15 protein-coding genes are annotated in these 20,165 nt (G+C 59.5%); 11 read left to right on the top strand and 4 right to left on the bottom strand.

The window, feature by feature from the left end:
• Window positions 1-78: 78 nt before the first annotated feature.
• The 4 genes from mscK to AB5Y71_RS14330 all read left to right on the top strand — a co-directional run bounded on the left by mscK (window position 79) and on the right by AB5Y71_RS14330 (window position 7,570).
• Complete coding sequence (gene mscK / locus AB5Y71_RS14345; RefSeq protein WP_058057772.1) at window positions 79-3,408, top strand: mechanosensitive channel MscK; 3,330 nt, start codon at window positions 79-81, stop codon at window positions 3,406-3,408.
• Window positions 3,409-3,817: 409 nt separating this feature from the next.
• The gene (locus AB5Y71_RS14340) at window positions 3,818-4,222 is read left to right on the top strand and encodes a hypothetical protein (protein ID WP_106842474.1); all 405 of its coding nucleotides are present in this window, start codon (window positions 3,818-3,820) and stop codon (window positions 4,220-4,222) included.
• 45 nt (window positions 4,223-4,267) lie between these two features.
• Window positions 4,268-6,298, top strand: a complete 2,031-nt coding sequence (locus tag AB5Y71_RS14335) for a M13 family metallopeptidase (protein ID WP_368171858.1) — start codon at window positions 4,268-4,270, stop codon at window positions 6,296-6,298.
• A gap of 339 nt (window positions 6,299-6,637) precedes the next feature.
• A complete protein-coding gene (locus AB5Y71_RS14330; protein ID WP_368171857.1) occupies window positions 6,638-7,570 on the top strand; it encodes a GGDEF domain-containing protein in 933 nt (310 codons plus the stop codon).
• A gap of 98 nt (window positions 7,571-7,668) precedes the next feature.
• Here the strand turns inward: AB5Y71_RS14330 and crr are convergent, their stop codons facing one another.
• The 4 genes from crr to cysK all read right to left on the bottom strand — a co-directional run bounded on the left by crr (window position 7,669) and on the right by cysK (window position 11,661).
• Window positions 7,669-8,178: a PTS glucose transporter subunit IIA gene (crr, locus tag AB5Y71_RS14325; protein ID WP_005338264.1), complete on the bottom strand. Its 510-nt coding sequence runs from the start codon at window positions 8,176-8,178 to the stop codon at window positions 7,669-7,671.
• 42 nt (window positions 8,179-8,220) lie between these two features.
• Window positions 8,221-9,948 carry a phosphoenolpyruvate-protein phosphotransferase PtsI gene (ptsI, locus tag AB5Y71_RS14320; protein ID WP_368171856.1) on the bottom strand — a complete coding sequence of 576 codons (1,728 nt, stop codon included), beginning with the start codon at window positions 9,946-9,948 and terminating at the stop codon, window positions 8,221-8,223.
• Between the two features lie 46 nt (window positions 9,949-9,994).
• A complete protein-coding gene (locus AB5Y71_RS14315; RefSeq protein WP_005338266.1) occupies window positions 9,995-10,252 on the bottom strand; it encodes an HPr family phosphocarrier protein in 258 nt (85 codons plus the stop codon).
• Between the two features lie 440 nt (window positions 10,253-10,692).
• Entirely contained in the window at window positions 10,693-11,661 is a 969-nt protein-coding gene (gene cysK / locus AB5Y71_RS14310) for a cysteine synthase A (RefSeq protein WP_005338267.1), read from the bottom strand.
• 159 nt (window positions 11,662-11,820) lie between these two features.
• On the opposite strand from cysK, the gene AB5Y71_RS14305 reads away from it, so the two are divergent.
• The 7 genes from AB5Y71_RS14305 (at window position 11,821) to exeC (ending at window position 20,153) form a co-directional block, all read left to right on the top strand.
• Entirely contained in the window at window positions 11,821-12,663 is an 843-nt protein-coding gene (locus tag AB5Y71_RS14305; RefSeq protein WP_013723987.1) for a MoxR family ATPase, read from the top strand.
• A gap of 3 nt (window positions 12,664-12,666) precedes the next feature.
• Window positions 12,667-13,830 carry a VWA domain-containing protein gene (locus tag AB5Y71_RS14300; RefSeq protein WP_368171855.1) on the top strand — a complete coding sequence of 388 codons (1,164 nt, stop codon included), beginning with the start codon at window positions 12,667-12,669 and terminating at the stop codon, window positions 13,828-13,830.
• Between the two features lie 54 nt (window positions 13,831-13,884).
• A complete protein-coding gene (locus tag AB5Y71_RS14295) occupies window positions 13,885-15,006 on the top strand; it encodes a beta-ketoacyl-ACP synthase III (protein ID WP_368171854.1) in 1,122 nt (373 codons plus the stop codon).
• Between the two features lie 49 nt (window positions 15,007-15,055).
• Window positions 15,056-16,501: an HD domain-containing phosphohydrolase gene (locus AB5Y71_RS14290; RefSeq protein ID WP_368171853.1), complete on the top strand. Its 1,446-nt coding sequence runs from the start codon at window positions 15,056-15,058 to the stop codon at window positions 16,499-16,501.
• 327 nt (window positions 16,502-16,828) lie between these two features.
• Window positions 16,829-18,397: an ExeA family protein gene (locus tag AB5Y71_RS14285; protein ID WP_040065846.1), complete on the top strand. Its 1,569-nt coding sequence runs from the start codon at window positions 16,829-16,831 to the stop codon at window positions 18,395-18,397.
• On the top strand, window positions 18,397-19,092 hold the full coding sequence (gene exeB, locus AB5Y71_RS14280) for a GspB family T2SS assembly factor variant ExeB (RefSeq protein WP_216948209.1): 696 nt from the start codon (window positions 18,397-18,399) through the stop codon (window positions 19,090-19,092). The genes AB5Y71_RS14285 and exeB overlap by 1 nt, the downstream gene beginning before the upstream one ends.
• Window positions 19,093-19,319: 227 nt before the next feature.
• The gene (gene exeC / locus AB5Y71_RS14275; protein ID WP_368171967.1) at window positions 19,320-20,153 is read left to right on the top strand and encodes a GspC family type II secretion system variant ExeC; all 834 of its coding nucleotides are present in this window, start codon (window positions 19,320-19,322) and stop codon (window positions 20,151-20,153) included.
• Window positions 20,154-20,165: the final 12 nt, after the last annotated feature.

The raw sequence follows: 20,165 nt of genomic DNA, 5'->3' as shown, positions 1-20,165 counted from the left end.
AAGCCCGGTGTTAGAATCCACGCGAATTTAATCTATGCGGGAAATCTCCCGAATATCGCGTAATAACCCGGAAGTTATATGCCCTCAATACGTTTTAAAAGAGTCTCGGCTACCTTGTTGCCGCTGCTCTGTCTCCTCGCCAGCCTCTGCGTCCCGCAAGCCATGGCGCAAGATGTCCCCTCTCGCAACGCAGTTCAGCGAGCGCTGGATGGTCTGGGTAAATCAGAGACCCTGACCGTCAGTCAGCAAGCGGATCAGAAGTTGCTGACCGAAACCCTCGCCCTGCTCGACAGCATCGACAAGGAAGAGGCAAAGGCCAAGACCCAGGCCCAGCGGATCCGCAACCTGCCCACCGAACTCAGAGAGATCAGCGCCAAGCTCGATGCTCTGACCAAGGGCAAGAGTGCCGAGCAGATCAAGAGCGAATACGCCAGCATGAGTCTGGCAGAGCTCGACAGCCGTCAGCCGGAAGTGCTGGCCAACATGCAGGCGGCCCAGGAGGCCCTCGGCGCCATCGGCAGCCAGCTCACCAGCTTGCAGACCCTGCCGGAGCGGGCCCAGGCCAGCATGAGCCGCGCCTACCAGCGCAGTCAGGAGATCCGTACCCGCCTCAACGCCGGTGAAAGCGTCTCCAGCGCCGAGAAGATGAAGCTCGGTGCCGAGCTGGCCCTGCTCGACCTGCAACTGGCCCACCTGCAAAAGGAGCTGGATAACCGAACCAGCATGCAGGATCTGGCGATCAAGCAGCGCGACTACCAGAGTGCCCGTCTCGCCAGCGAAGAGCAGAAACTGCAGCTGTTGCAGGATCAGAGCAGCGCCAAGCGCCTCGGCGACACAGAAAAAACCGCCGAGCAGACCGGTGAACTGGTGGCGACCGAAGACAGCCCGCTGGTGCAAAAAGAGCAGGAGCTCAACCACCAGCTCAGCCAGCAGCTGATCGGTGCCACCACCAGCCTCAACTCGCTGGTCCAGAAAAACCTGCAAGCCAAGAGCTGGCTGGAGCGCGGCATCCAGACCGAGCGCAACCTCAATGAACAGGTGCAGATGCTCAAGGGCAATCTGCTGCTGTCACGCATCCTCTATCAGCTCTACCAGCAGCTGGAAGCGGCGCCCACCATCGCCGTCAAAAACCTGGAAGAGCAGATCGCCGATCTCCATCTGGCCCAGTTTGAACTGAGCCAGCAGCGTGACCAGCTGTTCCAGAAGAACCTCTATCTGGACAATCTGATCGCCGGCAGCAAGGATCCGGTCAGCGAGGAGGACAAGGAGAGCCTTGCCAAGCTGCTCGATACCCGTATCAATCTGCTCGATCAGCTCAACCGCCAACTCGACAGCCAGCTCACCAACGCCATCAGCCTGCAGCTGACCCAGCAGCAACTGGCGAGGGTCTATGCCTCTATCGAATTTACCCTGCAGCAACACATCTTCTGGGTAAGCAGCAACAAGCCCATCGACAGCAAGTGGTTTATCAGCTGGCCCGCCCAGGCCTACAAACAGGCCTCCGACTGGGTATTGAAACCGGACTGGAAACGTTGGCGCGAAGAGCTGCTGGGGATCTCCCTGCTCGCCTTCCCGCTGCTGCTGATCGGCGGCCTGCTGGTCTGGAAACGTCCGGCGCTGGTTGAGCGCGAGAAGAAGATCACCAAGGACCTTGGCCGTTTCCGTCAGGACAGCCAGTGGCACACCCCGCGCGCCCTGCTCTATACAGTGCTGCAACGCCTGCCGGGCAGCATGTTCATTCTGGCTGGCGGTCTGCTGCTCACCTACTGCGGTCTGCTCAGTCCCAAGCTGATGTTCCAGATCACCCTGAACCTCGCCCTCGGCTATCTGGTGTTCAGCGTCTATCTGGCGGTGATGCGCCCGGGCGGCATCGCCGAAACCCACTTCCGGATCCCGAAAGCGGAGCTGCAAGCCAAGCGCAACAGCATGCGCTACATCTGGTTGCCACTGCTGCCGCTCATCATGCTCGCAACCAAGGCAGTGGTTGAACCCTCCACCCTGGGCAACGACGTGATCGGCCAGGCCATGACCCTGACCCTGCTGGGGCTGGCCGCCTATCTGGTGTTCCCCATCTCCCGCGCCCGCATCAAGGGCGAGGCGAGCATGCAGAAGTCGCTGATCGCCATCGCACTGGCGCTGGCGCCGGTGGCGCTGATCGTGCTGGCGGTGCTCGGTTACTACTACACCGCGCTGAAGCTGACCGGTCGCCTGATCGAATCCTTCTACCTCATCATCATCTGGAGCCTGGTCTACCGCACCGCCCTGCGTGGTCTGGAGCTGGCTGCCCGTCGTCTGGCCTACCGCCGTGCGGTGGCCAAGCGTGAGCACAAATCTTCGGAAGATGCGGAAGGTGGCGAGTCCATCGAAGAGCAGCCCATGGATCTGGAGGATGTCAGCCAGCAGTCCCTGCGTCTGACCCGTACCGTGCTGATGCTGATCTTCGGCGTCGCCTTCTACTGGCTCTGGTCCGATCTGGTCGCGGTATTCTCTTACCTCGACAGCATGGTGCTGTGGCACCGCAGTGAAGGCACCGGCGCCAACGCCGTGCTGTTCCCCATCAGCCTGAGTGACGTGCTGATCGGCTTCCTGCTGCTCGGCGGTGCCTGGTCACTGGCGCGCAACCTGCCGGGCTTGCTGGAGGTGCTGGTGCTCTCCAAGCTCAACCTGGCTCAGGGTACCGCCTACGCCATCACCACCATGCTCAACTACGTGCTGATCGGCTTTGGCTCCCTCACCGCTCTCTCCATGATGGGCGTGCAGTGGGACAAGCTGCAGTGGGTAGCGGGTGGTCTGTCAGTCGGTATCGGTTTCGGCATGAAGGAGATCCTCTCCAACTTCGTCTCCGGCATCATCATCCTGTTCGAGCGTCCGGTGCGGATCGGTGACACCGTCACCATCGGCTCCTTCTCCGGTACCGTCTCGCGGATCCGCATTCGCGCCACCACCCTGACCGACTTCGACCGCAAAGAGGTGATCATCCCCAACCAGCAGCTGATGACAGAACGGCTCATCAACTGGTCGCTGAGTGACACCGTCACCCGGGTGATCGTGCGGGTGGGCGTGGCGTATGGCTCGGATCTGGAACTGACCCGTACCCTGCTCAAACAGGCGGCCGACGAAAACAGCCGCGTGCTGAAAGACCCGGCCCCCATCGTCTACTTCCTCACCTTTGGCGCCAGCACCCTGGATCACGAGCTGCGCTTCTTCGTGAGCGAACTGGGGGATCGCAACCCGGCGGTGGACGAGTTGAACCGCAAGATCGACCAGCTGTTCCGCGAGAACGGCATCGAGATCGCCTTCAACCAGATGGATGTCTACATCAAGAACATGCAGGGCGAAGAGCAGAAGGTGGAGTCCAACTCCGCCGCCCTGCCGCCGCCCGCAGAAGATGGCAAGCAGCCAGCCTGAATAGCGAACTGCATTGATCTGATGACAACAGCCGCTCACCCAGGTGAGCGGCTTTTTTATGCCCAGTTTATGAAGATAGCGACAGTTATCCATTGCCAACATGGCTGGCCGCCGCACAACAGGCAGCCATCACCCTTGATAAAATATAAAGAGAAATAAAAGTCTAAAAACAAACACTTGCCCCACACCACTACTTACCGCATGGATTAAACCTGCGCCCTTCTCCCCTCACCGCTTACCCCATACCGCGCTCGCTCCGGCTCCCGGATTTTTATAACTTTTTTTAATTTTATTTGAGTGTCCTCTTCATCCTGTCCATTGCAAAGTGGCGCCATTCCAGCGCCGGGCACTGTGACCACCGCCCGGCTGACACCGACTTGCTCATTTGATAATTGAAAGGATCCGAGAGATGAAACACCCCTTGATGGTAATGGGAATAGCCGCCTGTCTGGCATTAAGCGGCTGCCAGAATATGGACACCAAGAAAGTCCTGATAGGTGCAGCTGCGCTGGGGGCCATCGGCGCCGCTGGCTATTACGCCGGGAAAAAGCACAGCGATAACAAACACGAGCATGATGGCCAGCATGACGATAGCGATGACCAGCATATGGCCACCAGCAAGATGCCCCGTTACTGCTCGGGGGAAGCGGCCAGCAAATTCCATGTCTCCCCGCGCGATATCACCACCGAGTCGGCAGAAGAGAGTGGCCACAGATACAAGGTCTATGGCCAGTACGAGACCGACGATGATGCGGTCGACTTTACCTGCACCTTCAATCACGACGGTCGCTTCCTCTCGGTCGTTCGCAGCTGATTGAGCATCGGGTACAGCCAATTCACCCCATACAGGACACACACGATGAAACAGCAACGCAGCATGATCGCCAGCCTCATTGCGCTGGCCCTGCTTGGCCTCGTCCCATGCGCCGGTGCCACTGGCAGCCACTCCGGGGTGGATCTGGCCAGTATGGATAACAGCGTGCGAGCGGCGGACGATCTGTTTCGCCACGTCAACGGCAACTGGCTGGCCCGGACCCAAATACCGGATGACCTGCCGGGACAGACCATCGGCAATCTGCTGGCGGACAAGTCGCTGGAGGATCGCAAGGTGTTGCTGGAGGAGCTGCTCAAGCGCCCGCAACAGGCCGGAACCCCTCGCCAGCAGATCGCCGATCTCTACGCCAGCTATCTGGATCAGGCAGGACGGGATGCCAAAGGGCTGACCCCCATTCAGCCACTGCGCGACGAGATCATGGCCATCCATGACGGCGCCTCGCTAGCCACCTACTTTGCCCGTGTTAACAAGCTGGGCGGCGGCGCTCCCTTTGGTATCGGGTTCATGGCCGACAAGAAGCAGCCTGACAGCTACGGGATCTATCTGCAGCAATCCGGTCTCGGTCTGCCGGATCGGGACTACTACCTGAAAGAAGATGCCGCCAGCAAGGCTCTGCGGGCCAGCTACGAGCAATTCATTAGAGCCCTGCTCAACCATGCAGGCATCAAGGGGGCGAGCGAACAGGCTCATCGCATTTTGGCGCTGGAGACCCGGCTGGCCAGCCTGCAGTGGGGCAGAGTCAAGCGGCGGGATGACAACCTCACCTACAACAAACTGCCCATCGCCCGCCTAAGTCAGTTGCTGCCCACACTGGATTGGCAACGCTACCTGGCAGAGGCCGGTATCGCCGGGGAAACCGAGATCATCGTCAGTGAGCCGGACTATCTGGAGAAGCTGACCGCCGTGATGCAGGAGACCAGCATCGCGCAGTGGCAATCCTACTGCCTGTTCCATCTGCTACGCACTTATGCGCCCTATCTCGACAGCCAGAGCAATGCCCTGCACTTCGCTTTCTACGGCACGACCCTGAGCGGCATCCCCCGTCAGCGGGAGCCCTGGAAGCAGGCCATGGAGGTGCTGGACGACTATCTGGGTCAGGCGGTGGGCAAACTCTACGTGGAGCGCTACTTCCCGGCCGAAGCCAAGGCGCAGATGGCGACCATGGTGCGCAATCTGATCGCCGCCTATCGCCAGGAGATCGGCGGGCTCGACTGGATGTCTACCCCGACCAAACAGCAGGCGCTGGCGAAACTGGAGAAGGTACGGGTCAAGATCGGCTATCCCGACCAGTGGCAGGATTACAGCGCAATCGAGATCCGTCCCGATGATCTGGTCGGCAATGCCCAGCGCGCGGCCACGGTGCGTTACAACGAGCACCTTGCCCGCCTCCATCAACCGGTGGATCGGGAGGAGTGGTTCGACAATCCGCAGACGGTGAACGCCTACTACAACCCGAACAACAACGAGATCGTCTTCCCGGCAGCCATACTGCAACCACCCTACTTCGATCTGAAGGCGGATGATGCGGTCAACTATGGCGCCATCGGCGCGGTCATCGGTCACGAGCTGAGCCATGGTTTCGATGATCAGGGGGCCAAATTCGATGGCAACGGTGCCTTGCACAACTGGTGGGCTCCGGCCGATCTCAAGGAGTTCACCGCCAGAGCGCAAAAACTGGCGAAACAGTACGACCGTTTCGAGCCCATCAAGGGGGAGCATGTCAACGGCCAGCTGACCCTTGGCGAGAACATCGGCGATCTCGGCGGCTTGACCATCGCCCACAAGGCGTACCAGCTCGCCCTGGGCAACCGCCAGCCAGCGGTGCTCGATGGCTTCACCGGCGAGCAGCGCTTCTTTATCGGCTGGGCGCAGGTGTGGAAAGGGAAGTACCGGCCCGAGCTCGCTGCCGTTCTGCTCAAGACAGATCCCCACTCGCCGCTGGAGTACCGGGTCAATGGCGTCGTCGCGAATATGCCGGCCTTCTATCTCGCCTTTGCCATCAAGCCGGGAGACAAGCTCTATCTGCCACCTTCCGAGCGTGTGAAGATTTGGTGACCACCAGCAGGGGCCCTGGCCCGAAAAGCTCCAGCAGATGGACCACCTCCACCTGAGCTGAAGATGACCGACACAGGGAGTGTCTGTTTTACCCTGCCTGGTTTTTCCCGACCCACATGTGCCTGACCATGTGGGTTTTTTTGACCCTTTTGCTCTACCCCTTCTCCTCAGCCTGCCCAGCTTTCACCCGATACGGCCACGGCAAACAACTCCGCCGTTTTCTCGCCTTTGCCATTGGCTGAAAAACCGGCGGCGGAACCACCATAAATCGGTTTACCACCAAACAGGTCTGACCTATGGTAAAGCATGTAAAAGATGCATCGTGGAGCCGCTTTTCCTATGAATGACCGAGAACTGCAACAGATCCTGTTTCGCTCCTTCGATGTGATCCCGCTGCCTATTCTGGTGTCCGAATCCATTGCCCGTCACGATGGCTGCTCACCCGACATGATCCCGCAGCGGCGCCACCGCTTCCTGAATAAAGCCTTTATTGAGCAGCTGGGCTACAACCTTGACGATCTGCCGGACATGGCCTCCTGGTTTCAGGTCGCCTACCCGGATGAAGGGTATCGCCGCACCATCATCGACTCCTGGCACTCCCAGGTGGAACAGAGCTTGTCTCAAGGGCTGGAGGTCGCCGAAATGCCTGCGCTGATCCGCTGCAAGAGCGGTCAGTCGCGCTGGTTTATCGTCACTGCCCAGCTGGGTGCCGATGCCATCCCGGATGGCCATATCGTCACCTTTCGCGATATCCACGACCTGCAGTGCATGGTGGAAGAGGTGAGCCGCCTCTCCTGCACCGATCAGCTCACCGAACTGACCAACCGGCGTGGCGCCCAGCAACAGTTGCAAGCCCTTTGGTTGCAGGGTGAGCCCCTCTCGGTGGTGTTGGGAGATATCGACCATTTCAAGCAGGTCAATGACCGCTACGGCCACCCTGCTGGCGATGCCGCGCTCTGCGCCGTCGCCCACGCCATGGCGAGTCAGCTGTTGCCGGGGGAGAGTCTGGCCCGTTGGGGCGGGGAGGAGTTCCTGCTGATCCTGCCTGGTTGCGATATTGAGCAAGCGGCACGGCGCGCCGAACAGCTGCGCCAGCATGTCAGTACCACCCGCTTGCCATGGCAGGGGAAGCAGCTATCCCTCACCATCAGTCTGGGGTGTGCCAGCATGAAGGGGCAGGAGGGCATCGACTATCTGCTGATGATGGCCGACCGGGCCCTTTATCAGGCCAAGGATCAGGGCCGTAACCGGGTTGTCATCTCGACGGAATAGAGTGATCACCAGAAAGGGAAGCCGACTCGCGGCCATAAAAAAACCGAAGCACAAGGCTTCGGTTTTTTACTGCGCAACTGGCGTGAGCCAGCCGGGCATTACTTCTTGATACGGATAACCGGGGTCTCGCCCACAGTCACGGCACCAGTCATTTTGATCAGCTCTTTGATCTCGTCCATGTTGGAGATGACAACCGGAGTCAGGGTAGACTTGGCTTTCGCTTCCAGAACGGCCAGATCGAACTCGATGATGGTGTCGCCGCGCTTGACCTGCTGGCCTTCCTGAGCGATACGCTTAAAGCCTTCGCCTTTCAGTTCAACGGTGTCGATACCGAAGTGAACGAACAGCTCGATACCGGAGTCGGATTCCAGAGAGAACGCGTGGTTGGTCTCGAAAATCTTGCCGATGGTACCATCGCACGGCGCAACCATCTTGTTGCCAGCCGGCTTGATGGCGATACCGTCACCAACGATCTTCTCGGCGAAGACAACGTCAGGCACATCTTCGATCGGCACGATTTCGCCAGACAGCGGAGCAAAGATTTCGATGCCGCCGGTGTCAGAGCTATCGTCGGAAACCAGTTTCTTCAGTTTATCAAACAGACCCATATAAAGCTCCTAGAGATGATTTGTCGCTGTTTGCAGCCGATCTTAGCAGACTGCTTTCTGCTTAATAAAGTTATCTACGCATGCTTCGATTTCAGCGGCGGTGGCAAAGCTCAGTGCTTGATCAGCCATTGCCTTCACATCTTCGAAGTTGGTGTTGCGGATAAGCTTCTTGATACGCGGTACAGAGATGGCGCTCATGGAGAACTCATCCAGACCCATACCCAGCAGCAGCAGGGTAGCGCGCTCGTCACCAGCCAGTTCACCACACATACCGGTCCACTTGCCTTCGGCGTGGGACGCATCGATAACCATCTTGATCAGGGTCAGGACGGAGGGTGACAGCGGGTTGTACATGGCGGAGATCATCTCGTTACCACGATCGACAGCCAGAGTGTACTGGGTCAGGTCGTTGGTACCGATACTGAAGAAATCCACTTCCTTGGCCAGATGATGAGCCATCACGGCAGCAGCCGGGGTCTCGATCATGATACCCACTTCGATGGATTCATCAAAGGCTTTGCCTTCGGCACGCAGTTCGGCTTTCAGCGTCTCTACGGTGGCTTTCAGGCTACGGAACTCTTCGACAGAGATGATCATCGGGAACATGATGCGCAGTTTGCCGAAGGCAGAGGCGCGCAGGATGGCCCGCAGCTGAGCGTGCATGATGTCTTCGCGGTCGAAGAAAATACGCACGGCACGCCAGCCCAGGAAGGGGTTCATCTCTTTCGGGAAATTCATGTACGGCAGCTCTTTGTCGCCGCCAATGTCCATGGTACGCACGATGATCGGCTGATCCGGCATCGCTTCGGCCACTTCTTTGTAGGCTTTGAACTGCTCTTCTTCGGTCGGCAGCGCGTCACGGTCCATGAACAGGAACTCGGTACGGTACAGACCCACGCCTTCGGCGCCATTGCGGATGGCACCTTCGGTATCCTTGACGGTACCGATGTTGGCGCACACTTCGACCTGGTGACCATCCAGCGTGATGGCAGGCAGATCTTTCAGCTTGGCCAGCTCATCTTTCTCGGCCTGGAACTGAGCCTGGAACTTCTTGGCTTCGGTCAGCTGTTCAGCGGTCGGATTGATGATGATCTGGTTGTTGATCGCATCCAGCACCAGCATGTCATCGTTCTTGACGCGCTCGGTGATGTCGTTGGTGCCTACCACGGCCGGCAGCTCCAGAGAGCGGGCCATGATGGAGGTGTGAGAGGTACGGCCACCGATGTCGGTAACGAAACCCAGCACATATTTCAGGTTGATCTGAGCGGTTTCAGACGGGGTCAGGTCTTTGGCGACCAGGATCACCTCTTCGTCGATGGTGCTCAGGTTGACAACGGCGATGCCCAGTACGTTCTTGACCAGACGGGTACCGATGTCACGGAAGTCGGTAGCGCGTTCGCGCAGATAAGGGTCATCCAGCTCGGCCATCATCTTGGCGTACTGTTCGATCACCTCATAGATGGCTTTGTCAGCGGAAGCCTTGTTCTCTTTGATGAAGGATTTGATATCCCCTTCCAGCTCCTCATCTTCGAGCAGCATGATGTGGCCTTCGAAGATGGCCTCTTTTTCCTCACCGAAGGTGCGACCGGCCATCTCTTTGATGGCTTCCAGCTGGGTAGCTGACTTGGTACGAGCTTCGAGGAAACGGTTGATCTCGGCATCAATCTGGTCAGCAGAGATTTTGCCCTGATTGATAACGATTTCATCTTCTTTCAGAAGAAGCGCCTTACCGAATGCGATACCGGGGGACGCAAGAATGCCAGATATCATAATCCTTCCTATTAAAACGACTGTGGGGGAGGAATCTAAAGCTGGATTACTCCAGCTCGTCCATCAGGGCAACCAGCTTCTCAACAGCTTGCTGAGCATCCGGGCCATCAGCCTGGATAGTTACGTTGGTACCCTTGGTCAGGCCCAGGGTCTGCAGCTTGAACAGGCTCTTGGCGCTGGCGGACTTGCCACCGGAGACCACAGTGATCTCGCTTTGGAATTCTTTGGCTTCTTTCACGAACTGAGCTGCCGGACGGGTGTGCAGGCCGTTTTCAGCAGTAATAACAACAGACTTCTCGTACATGGTTTCACCCCATATTATTGATATTTTTTGGTGGGTTGGTCGTTTTTGAAGCAACCTGACCCACCGTGTCAGTATGGATATGTTGTAAAGTAACGAAAGCAGACCCGCAATGGTTTAATCCAGGTCAAGTTTCTGTGCAGTAATCGGCGCGCTGGTTGGCAATTTTCAGTTATTGGGCTACAAGCCGCATCAGGACTGGTCTGAAATTATTTTATAACGAAAAATAACACTTTGTTACTTTGTGATACCCAGCCAGCAAACACCGCGTGACGCCGCACAGGATATGAGATTTAGAGCGGAATGTCTGCTTTTTTTCTCACTCCGGAACTTGTTATTTTACCCCAAAAAATAAGGATCAAGTGACACTAACAGGGGTTGAGTCTAGCCCATAAAGAAGCGGCGCTCCTGGGAGCGCCGCTGTTTTGAAAGATTCCGATCAGTTACTGCTGCAGTTCCTGCTCGCTGAACACCCCGGCAAACAGGGCGCTGGAGAGGTAACGCTCTGCCGCGCTCGGCAGGATGACGACTATGGTTTTGCCTGCAAATTCCGGCAGCTCGGCCAGACGGCTGGCTGCCACCACCGCAGCACCGGAGCTGATACCAGCCAGGATCCCCTCCTCCTCCATCAGGCGACGGGCCATCTCGATGGCTTCATCGCTGGTCACCTTCTCCACCCGATCGATAAGGGAGAGGTCCAGGTTGCCAGGGATAAAGCCGGCGCCGATCCCCTGGATCTTGTGGGGGCCGGGTTTAATCTCTTCCCCGGCCAGCTTCTGGCTGATGACCGGCGACTCGGCCGGTTCGACCGCGACAGAGACCACCGCCTTGCCTTTAGTCTGCTTCAGATAGCGGGAGACACCGGTAATGGTGCCACCGGTACCGACCCCGGCCACGAACACATCCACTTCGCCGTCAGTGGCATCCCAAATCTCGGGGCCGGTGGTCTTTTCGTGGATCTCCGGGTTGGCCGGGTTTTCAAACTGTTGCAGCAACACATACTTGCCCGGCTCGGACTCGAGGATCTCGTTGGCCTTGGCAATGGCCCCCTTCATGCCGAGGGGCCCTTCGGTCAGCACCAGATTGGCACCGAGCGCCTTGAGCAGCTTGCGGCGCTCTAGGCTCATGGTGGCCGGCATGGTCAGGGTGATGGGATAGCCGCGAGCTGCCGCGACAAAGGCCAGAGCAATACCCGTGTTGCCGCTGGTGGGCTCGATGATCTCCTTACCCTTGGTCAGGATGCCGCGCTTCTCGGCATCCCAGATCAGGTTGGCACCGATACGGCACTTGACGCTGAAGCTGGGGTTGCGGCTCTCGATCTTGGCCAGCACGCGACCTTTGGTTACACGGTTGAGACGAACCAGCGGGGTGTGACCGATAGTCTGGCTGTTGTCCTCAAAAATTTTGCTCATGGCGCTATCCCTGTGTTTGTTACGACGATGAAACAAGATTACCCTGTGGTTTCTGAATGAGAAGTGACTATTCGTTATAACCATATGGTATTACAACATATAGAGCTTATTCTCTCTGGCCCCTGACTCCGGGCGCCAATCGTCAAAGGAACCGACGTTATGGGATTTTCAGGAAGCAGCCAGTATCTCGCCTCCGATGCATTGAAGATGGCTGTCAATGCCGCCATCACCCTCGAAAAACCGCTGCTGATCAAGGGGGAGCCGGGCACCGGCAAGACGGTGCTGGCGGAAGCGGTCGCCGACCATCTCGGCACAGACCTCATTGCCTGGCATATCAAGTCCACCACCAAGGCCCAACAGGGACTCTACGAATATGATGCGGTGGCCCGGCTGCGGGACTCCCAGCTCGGCGACCCCAGAGTGGCCGATATCAGCCACTACATTCGTAAAGGCAAGTTGTGGCAGGCCTTCAGCGCCGAGCAGCGACCTGTGCTGCTGATCGACGAGATCGACAAGGCCGACATCGAATTCCCCAACGATCTGCTGCTGGAGCTGGACCGGATGGAGTTCGACGTCTACGAGACCGGCGAGCGAGTCAAGGCGCGCCAGCGTCCGGTGGTCATCATCACCTCCAACAACGAAAAAGAGCTGCCGGATGCCTTCCTGCGCCGCTGTTTCTTCCACTACATCCGCTTCCCCGACAAGGCCGAGATGCAGGCCATCGTCAAACTCCACTACCCCGACCTCAAGGAGAGCCTGCTTGGCGAGGCAATGGATCTCTTCTTCGAGCTGCGCGAGGTAGAGGGGCTGCGCAAGAAACCCTCCACCTCGGAGCTGCTGGACTGGATCCGCCTGCTGCTGGCCGACGATATCGCCCCCGAGGCGATGCGCGCCCGCGAGCCCGGCAAGCTGGTGCCCGCGCTATATGGCGCCCTGCTCAAGACCGAGCAGGATCTGCATCTCTTCGAGAAGCTCGCCTTTCTGGCCCGACGCGGCAGCTGACCCATGCTGATCGACTTTTTTACCCACCTGCGCCGCCACAAGCTGCCGTGCAGCCTACGTGAGCTGCTGGACTTGCACGCCGCGCTGGCAGCCTGGCTGGTCGCTGTCGATATGGACGAGTTCTACCAACTCTCCCGCTGCCTGCTGGTAAAAGACGAGGCCCACTACGATCGCTTCGATCGCGCCTTCGCCGAATACTACGAAGGGCTGGAAGCGATTCCCCTGCTGCCGGAGAGCCTGCCCGAGGAGTGGCTGCGCAAGGAGTTCGAACGGCTGTTGAGCCCAGAGGAGAAGGCGCTGCTCAAATCCCTTGGCGGACTCGACAAGCTGATTGAAACCCTTAACCAGCGATTACGCGAGCAGAAAGAGCGCCACGCCGGTGGCAACAAGTGGGTAGGGACCGGTGGCAGCAGCCCGTTTGGCCATGGCGGTTTTCACCCAGAGGGGGTGCGCATGGGTGGAGAGGGGCAGCACGGCAAGGCGGCCAAGGTGTGGGAGGCCCGTCACTATCGCAACTTCAGCGACGACTCACCGCTTGGCCAGCGCGCCATCCAGCTGGCACTGCGCAAGCTCAGACGCTGGGTGCGCAGAGGCAATCCCGACGAGCTGGATCTCGACGACACCATAAAAAGTTCGGCCCGCCAGGGCTGGCTCGATGTGAAGCTGCGGCCCGAGCGCCACAACGGGGTGAAGCTGTTGGTTTTCTTCGATGTCGGAGGCTCCATGGATGCCCACGTGGCCGAGGTGCAGCGTCTCTTCTCTGCGTTGCGCCACGAGTTCAAGCATCTGGAGTACTTCTATTTTCACAACTGCCTCTACGACTTCGTCTGGAAGGATAACGCCCGCCGCTTTGAGGAGCGGTTCGATACCCTGCGCCTGCTGCGCACCTATGGCAGCGACTACCGGGTGATCCTGGTGGGGGATGCCACCATGGGCCCCTACGAGATCACCTGGCCCGGCGGCAGCGTCGAGCAGTGGAACGAGGAGTCGGGTCAGGTGTGGCTCACCCGATTGCAGCAGCACTTTCCCAAACTGGTGTGGATCAATCCCACCCCGCGCCGGGAGTGGCTCTGGCATCCCTCCATCAAACTGATGAATGACGTGGTTGGCGGACGGATGCATCCGCTGACCCTGGCGGGTCTCGCTGCAGCGATCGACCAGCTGTAACCCTCTCTACCCTATAAACCGACAAGCCGGGAACGCACCCGGCGAGGAGCAAAGATGACCTCTATCGTGATCAGTGGCTCAGGCCTCTATACCCCACCCTTTGCCGTCAGCAATGAAGAGCTGGTGGCCGCCTTCAACCAGTATGTGGATCTCTACAACGAGGAGAACGCCTCCGCCATCGACGCCGGCCAGCTCCCCGCCAAGCAGCACTCCAGCTGCGAGTTCATCGAGAAGGCGTCCGGCATCAAGAGCCGTTATCTGGTGAGCCGCGAAGGGGTACTCAACCCCGACATCATGCAACCGCTGCTGGCGGAGCGGCCCGATGAGATGCCCTCCATCATGGTGGAGATGGCAGTAGCCGCCGCCGAGCAGGCACTGATCGCCGCCGGCCGCGAGCCCGGCGAGATCGACCTGGTGATCGTGGCCGCCTCCAACATGCCGCGCCCCTACCCGGCGCTGGCCATCGAGCTGCAGCACTATCTGGGGGCGAGCGGCATGGCCTTTGATATGAACGTGGCCTGCTCGTCTGCCACCTTCGGCATCAAGACAGCCGCAGACATGCTGGCGGCAGGCACAGCCAACGTGGCGCTGGTGGTCAATCCGGAGATCTGCTCGGGGCACCTCAATTTCCGGGACAGAGACAGTCACTTTATCTTCGGCGATGCCTGCACCGCGGTGCTGCTGGAGCGGGAGGCCGATTGCAAGGTGGCCAGTCCGTGGCAACTGGTAGCCAGCAAGCTGGTGACTCAATACTCCAACAACATCCGCAACAACTTCGGCTTTTTGAACCGGCTAAGCCCGCGCACCCGCTACGGCGACGACAAGCTGTTTCGCCAGCAGGGGCGCAAGGTGTTCAAGGAGGTGTTGCCGCTGGTGTGCGACCAGATTGCCGGCAAGCTCGACGAGCAGGGCTGGCCCGCCGAGAGCCTGAGCCGGCTCTGGCTCCATCAGGCCAACCTCACCATGAACCAGTTCATCGGTCGCAAGCTGCTCGGCCACGATGCCAGCCAGCAGGAAGCGCCGGTCATTCTTGATAGCTATGGTAATACCAGCTCGGCGGGTTCCATCATCGCGTTTCATCTGTACAATCGCGACCTTCCTGCGGGGGCTCGCGGCGTACTTTGCTCATTTGGCGCTGGCTACTCCATCGGTAGCTTGCTGCTGCGACGCCTGTAATGGCGGGCCTCCCGCCGACATAACAATAACCAGCAACATGGGTGGGAATATGCAGAGGATCACGGGGCGCTGCGCCCTGCACTACGGGGTAACCCTGTCACTATTTTGTCTCTATGGCTGGCAGGTTTGCCCGTTTCTCGAGAGTCTCACCCTGCCCCAGTTGCTGGGGCCGACCCTGATGACGTTCGCCATCATGTTCGCCGTACGCAATTGGCTGCTCTCAAGGCGGCCCCTGCCGCGCAACGGGCTGGACGGGTTTGGACTGGAGGTGGGTTTCTACCTGCTGGGAGCACTGCTGCTGTCGGGCTACAACGCCCTGACCCATAACTTCCCGCTGGAGAGTCACCTCAAGGTGCTGCTGGGGATGACCACCCTCGGCTTTCTGGTAGCGGCCGACCTGACTCTGGAGCGAGACTTGCATCGGGCCAGAGCACGGCAAGCCGAGCAGAGCCTGGCACTGAGCCACCCGCTGGCCATGCCGCTGCCACGCAAGTTCACCCTCTTTACCCTGGCGACCCTCACCCTGCTGGGGGGCGTCTTCTTCTTGCTGTTCAACAAGGATCTGGAGTGGCTGGTGACGGTGGAGCGCAGCCTGCCGAGGGTCGATGCCCAGCACTACATCCTGTGGGAGATCGCCTTCGTAATGACGGTGACCTTCTGTTATCTCGCCCTCATCATCCACGGTTATGGTCGCAATCTCGGCCTATCCCTGCGCCAGCAGACCCGCACAATGGCCAGAGTACAGTGTGGTGACTTCGACGCCCGGGTGCCGGTCACCCGGGATGACGAGTTTGGCCTTATCGCCGCCAGCACCAATCAGATGATCGGCGAGCTGAAATCCCGCAGTGACGAGCTCAACCTGACCCGCGACGTGGCCATCCTCGGCCTCGCCTCGCTGGCAGAGACCCGTGACAACGAGACCGGCGCCCATATCATCCGCACCCAGCACTATGTGAAGGCGCTGGCGCAATACCTCAGTCGCAGCGATTGGGATCGCTATCCGCTCGATGACGCCACCATCGACCTGCTGTTCAAGTCGGCCCCGCTGCACGATGTGGGCAAGGTGGGCATTCCCGATGCAATCCTGCTCAAACCGGGCAAGCTGACCGACGAAGAGTTCGCCATCATGAAGCGCCACCCGCAGATCGGCGCCGATGCGCTGGCGAGTGCCGAGGCGCAGCTGGGCTCCAACTCCTTCTTGCGGCTGGCCCGGGAGATCTCCCTCACCCACCACGAAAAGTGGGATGGCAGCGGCTATCCGGCTGGGCTGGCGGGTGAGGACATTCCCCTCTCCGGGCGTTTGATGGCGGTAGCGGATGTCTACGATGCCCTCATCTCGAAACGGGTCTACAAACCTGCTTTCAGCCATGAAGAAGCGAAGGAGATCATCGTGAAGGGGAGCGGCAGCCATTTTGATCCCGGCATTGTCGCGGCGTTTCTCGCCTGCGAAGCGCAGTTCAGGGAGATTGCCGCGCAGTTTCAGGATCACCACTGAGCAAGTACATGCCGACCAGCTTGCCCTGATGGCTGACAGGGCGACCGGTGTCATGAATTGTACACAAACAGGTCTGGCGATCGCCGATTCAGCGACATGCTGACGGCCTTTGCCACGCCGCGCCCATATTGATATTTCCCTTTATTTACAGCTATTTTTTGTCATTTTGTGACCTGGATTCGTGCCAATGACGCAACCGGGATCACAAGATGGCAGGAAAAGGCCGCAATTTGCCCTTCGGCGCCAATGATGGCTTCCAATGAAAGCGAGGTTTGCTATCATCAGGAGACATTTTTCATCTGTCGCCGGCTACAAAAGAATACCCTCATGTACACACAGTTCTTCGGCCTCTCGGAACACCCGTTTTCCATCTCGCCCAATCCCAAGTACCTCTATATGAGCGAGCGCCACGGCGAAGCCCTTGCTCATCTCAACTATGGATTGCAGGATGGCGGCGGCTTTGTGCTGCTGACCGGCGAAGTGGGCACTGGCAAAACCACCGTCTCCCGCTGCCTGCTGCAACAGCTGCCCGCCGAGACCGAGATCGCCTATATCCTCAATCCCTCTCTGACCGAACGGGATCTGCTGGCCGCCATCTGTGACGAGTTTCAACTCCCCTATCCCGAAGATGCCGGGATCAAGCGGCTGTTCGACCTTATTCGCGATCACCTGCTGGCCAACCTGGCGGCAGGCAAGCGCAGCGTGGTACTGGTGGATGAGGCGCAGCACCTGCTGCCCGGCGTACTGGAGCAGCTGCGTCTGCTCACCAACCTCGAAACCGACGAACGAAAACTGCTGCAGGTGGTGCTGATCGGTCAGCCCGAGCTGCAACAGATGCTGCGCCAACCCCTGCTGCGCCAGCTGGCCCAGCGCATTACCGCCCGCTATCACCTGCTGCCGCTCTCTCACAGCGATGTGGATGCCTACGTCCGCTTCCGGCTGCAAGTTGCAGGCTGCGTACAACCCATCTTCACCCCGCGCGCCATCAAGACGCTTCATCGCCTGAGTGGCGGCATCCCCCGTTTCATCAACCTCATCTGTGACCGCGCCCTGATCGCCGCTTTCGCCCGTGGCAGCTACAAGATTGTCCACAGCGATATCAGCCAGGCCGCCTTCGAGGTCAATGGCGTTCGGGACGAAGGGAGCTGGGCCTCCGGTCTGATGGTGACGCTGGCGGGCGCCCTGCTGGTGGCCGCAGGCTGGTGGGGCTGGCAATTTTTCGGCGTGTTCCCCACCCGTCCGGTAGTCAAGGTCGAGGTGCCGGTCACCATCGATGAGACCGCCGAGCAGCAGGAGCAGCTGACCGAGGCGATCAATCAGGCCATCGACCCCGACAGCGCCATGCAGAATCTCTATCGGGTCTGGGGATATGAACCGGAACCGTTCGAGGCAACCTGTGACAATGCGCCCCGTGCCGGTCTGCGATGTCAGGAGGGAGAGGCAAGCCTCGACGAGCTGCGCGCCCTGCAGTATCCCGCCATGATCACGCTCACTGACCAGACTGGCGGCCTCTACTACGCGACCCTGGTCAATCTGGGGCCGAACAAGGCCAGCCTGATGATCGGTGACCAGAGCTGGCAGGTGGATCGCCAGTGGCTCAGCGACAACTGGGGCGGCAGCTACACCCTGCTCTGGCGCATGCCGAAAGGGGGCGTCAGCCTGATCGCCAGCAATGCCGGTCAGACCCAGATTCAGTGGCTCGACAATGCCCTCAGCCGTGCGCTGCAACAACCCGAACGCAAGGTGCGCCGTTTCGATGGCGAGCTCAAGAACAAGCTGCAGCAGTTCCAGCGGGATCAGGGGCTCACCCCTGATGGCATCGCTGGCAGCAACACCCTGCTGCGTCTCAACGCCCTCTCCGGTGAACCCATGCCCAGACTGGAGGAGGCCTCCTGATGTCTACCCTGCTAAAAGCGCTGCACCGAGCGCAGCAACCGCAACTCTCCGCCCATATTCCGGCCATGGGCTTGCCCATGCCCCGGGAAGAGGAGCGCAGCCCACGCCGTATCGGCTGGCTGCTGGCTCCCCTGGCCTTGCTGCTGGGGGCGGGCGCCAACTATGGCTGGCATCTGATCCACCTGCGCCCCATCGAGGAGAAGGTGGAGGTGAAAGAGGTGATCACTCCACCCTTCGTGCGGGTCGAACCCAAGGCAATGGTGACCCGTCCACTGCCCCCGCCCCTGCCGGAGCCGGTGGCCCAACCCAGAGCAGTGGCCAAAAACGAAGGGACCAGTCAGGGGAATACCCCCGCGCTGAGTCTGGCCGAGCAGCTGATGAAAGCCCTCAATGAAACCCCATTGCAGGAGACGCCACACGCCACCGGCCAGAACAACGTGCAACCAGCCCAGTTGATGGCGCTGGGCTCGGCACCCCAGTCGGTGCGCCAGCAGGTACCGCAATTGAGCTATGGCTCTCATGTGTTCTCCTCCAACCCCGCCAAGCGGGCCGTAGTGCTCAATGGCCGGGAATACCGGGAGGGGAGCGAAATCGCCCCGGGGGTCGTGCTCGCTACCATCGACCAGCAATACATAGTGCTGCAGGTCGCCGGACAGAGCGTGACCCTCAAGGCGCTGCAGGATTGGCGAGGATGAGTACGCACCGTACCCTGATGTTTGCTGGCAAGCAGGATGCACCTCACCTGAGTGCCACTTTTGTGAGCATTCAAAGGTTTACGGTGTGATGAAATATCCATTTTTACGGTTTGGCGCGCCCCGACCCGTTGTGTCACAGCACTCCGCCGTACACAATACGCAGCCGCCCCAGAGCCTGGAATTTGTTGATTAATATGACGCTACGATTCAGGGATGACATCTTGACCATGCTGCTGGCCCAGTGCCGGCAGCTTCCCATGACCAGAGTCACCCAGGTGGCCTTTCTGGCGCTGCTGATCATGCTGGCCCAGCAGAGCGCCGCCCTCACCTGGCGTCTGCTCACCCTGGCAAGCCCGCAAACCAGCCAACCGTGGCAACCCTCCGCCGTGGCGGTCAACGGCCAGAGCAACCCGCGCCTTGAACTGGGCGAGGTAAGCCGACTGGCACTGTTTGGCAAGGCGATCCCCAAGGCACAAGCCAAAGCCGCCGTGGCCGCCAATGCGCCGCGTACCCAGCTCAATGCCCAGCTCAACGGGGTATTGGCCAGCTCTGATCCCGCCAAATCCATCGCCATCATCGCCATGTCCGGCATCCAGAACTCCTACGGGGTCGGTGACATGATTGACGGCACCCAGGCGCGGATCCGGCAGGTCTATCCGGATCGGGTGATCATCGAGCGGGATGGCCGCGACGAGACCCTGATGCTGGATGGCGAGGAGTATGGCAAGCCGCTGCCGCAGACCAACACAGCCCCCCTTGGCTCCCTGCGCAGCGAGCTGATGGCCGATCCGGGCAAGATCACCGATTACCTCAATATTTCACCGGTTCAGGTGGATGGCCGCATGACCGGCTATCGCCTCAACCCGGGCAGCAATCCTGAGTTTTTCAACCAGAGCGGGCTGCAGGCCAATGACCTGGCCATCAGCATCAACGGGCTGGATTTACGGGACAACATGCAAGCCATGCAGGCAATGCAGCAGATGGCTGGCGCAACGGAAATGACAGTGACCGTCGAGCGACAGGGCGAACAGTTCGACATCTATGTGCGCTTGTCAGAATAATGATTTGGAGTC

The sequence above is a fragment of the Aeromonas sp. R9-2 genome (assembly GCF_040908025.1).
Lineage (GTDB): Bacteria > Pseudomonadota > Gammaproteobacteria > Enterobacterales > Aeromonadaceae > Aeromonas > Aeromonas veronii.
The sequence above is the reverse complement of the archived record's forward strand: the minus strand, read 5'-3'. Positions and strand labels throughout refer to the sequence as shown.

Coding starts and splice junctions, on each gene's coding strand:
- AB5Y71_RS14335 (WP_368171858.1), top strand. CDS start 4,268: ATGAAACAGCAACGCAGCATGATCGCCAGCCTCATTGCGCTGGCCCTG.
- AB5Y71_RS14330 (WP_368171857.1), top strand. CDS start 6,638: ATGAATGACCGAGAACTGCAACAGATCCTGTTTCGCTCCTTCGATGTG.
- crr (WP_005338264.1), bottom strand. CDS start 8,178: ATGGGTCTGTTTGATAAACTGAAGAAACTGGTTTCCGACGATAGCTCT.
- mscK (WP_058057772.1), top strand. CDS start 79: ATGCCCTCAATACGTTTTAAAAGAGTCTCGGCTACCTTGTTGCCGCTG.
- AB5Y71_RS14315 (WP_005338266.1), bottom strand. CDS start 10,252: ATGTACGAGAAGTCTGTTGTTATTACTGCTGAAAACGGCCTGCACACC.
- AB5Y71_RS14285 (WP_040065846.1), top strand. CDS start 16,829: ATGTACACACAGTTCTTCGGCCTCTCGGAACACCCGTTTTCCATCTCG.
- AB5Y71_RS14305 (WP_013723987.1), top strand. CDS start 11,821: ATGGGATTTTCAGGAAGCAGCCAGTATCTCGCCTCCGATGCATTGAAG.
- exeC (WP_368171967.1), top strand. CDS start 19,320: ATGCTGCTGGCCCAGTGCCGGCAGCTTCCCATGACCAGAGTCACCCAG.
- exeB (WP_216948209.1), top strand. CDS start 18,397: ATGTCTACCCTGCTAAAAGCGCTGCACCGAGCGCAGCAACCGCAACTC.
- AB5Y71_RS14300 (WP_368171855.1), top strand. CDS start 12,667: ATGCTGATCGACTTTTTTACCCACCTGCGCCGCCACAAGCTGCCGTGC.
- ptsI (WP_368171856.1), bottom strand. CDS start 9,948: ATGATATCTGGCATTCTTGCGTCCCCCGGTATCGCATTCGGTAAGGCG.
- cysK (WP_005338267.1), bottom strand. CDS start 11,661: ATGAGCAAAATTTTTGAGGACAACAGCCAGACTATCGGTCACACCCCG.
- AB5Y71_RS14290 (WP_368171853.1), top strand. CDS start 15,056: ATGCAGAGGATCACGGGGCGCTGCGCCCTGCACTACGGGGTAACCCTG.
- AB5Y71_RS14295 (WP_368171854.1), top strand. CDS start 13,885: ATGACCTCTATCGTGATCAGTGGCTCAGGCCTCTATACCCCACCCTTT.
- AB5Y71_RS14340 (WP_106842474.1), top strand. CDS start 3,818: ATGAAACACCCCTTGATGGTAATGGGAATAGCCGCCTGTCTGGCATTA.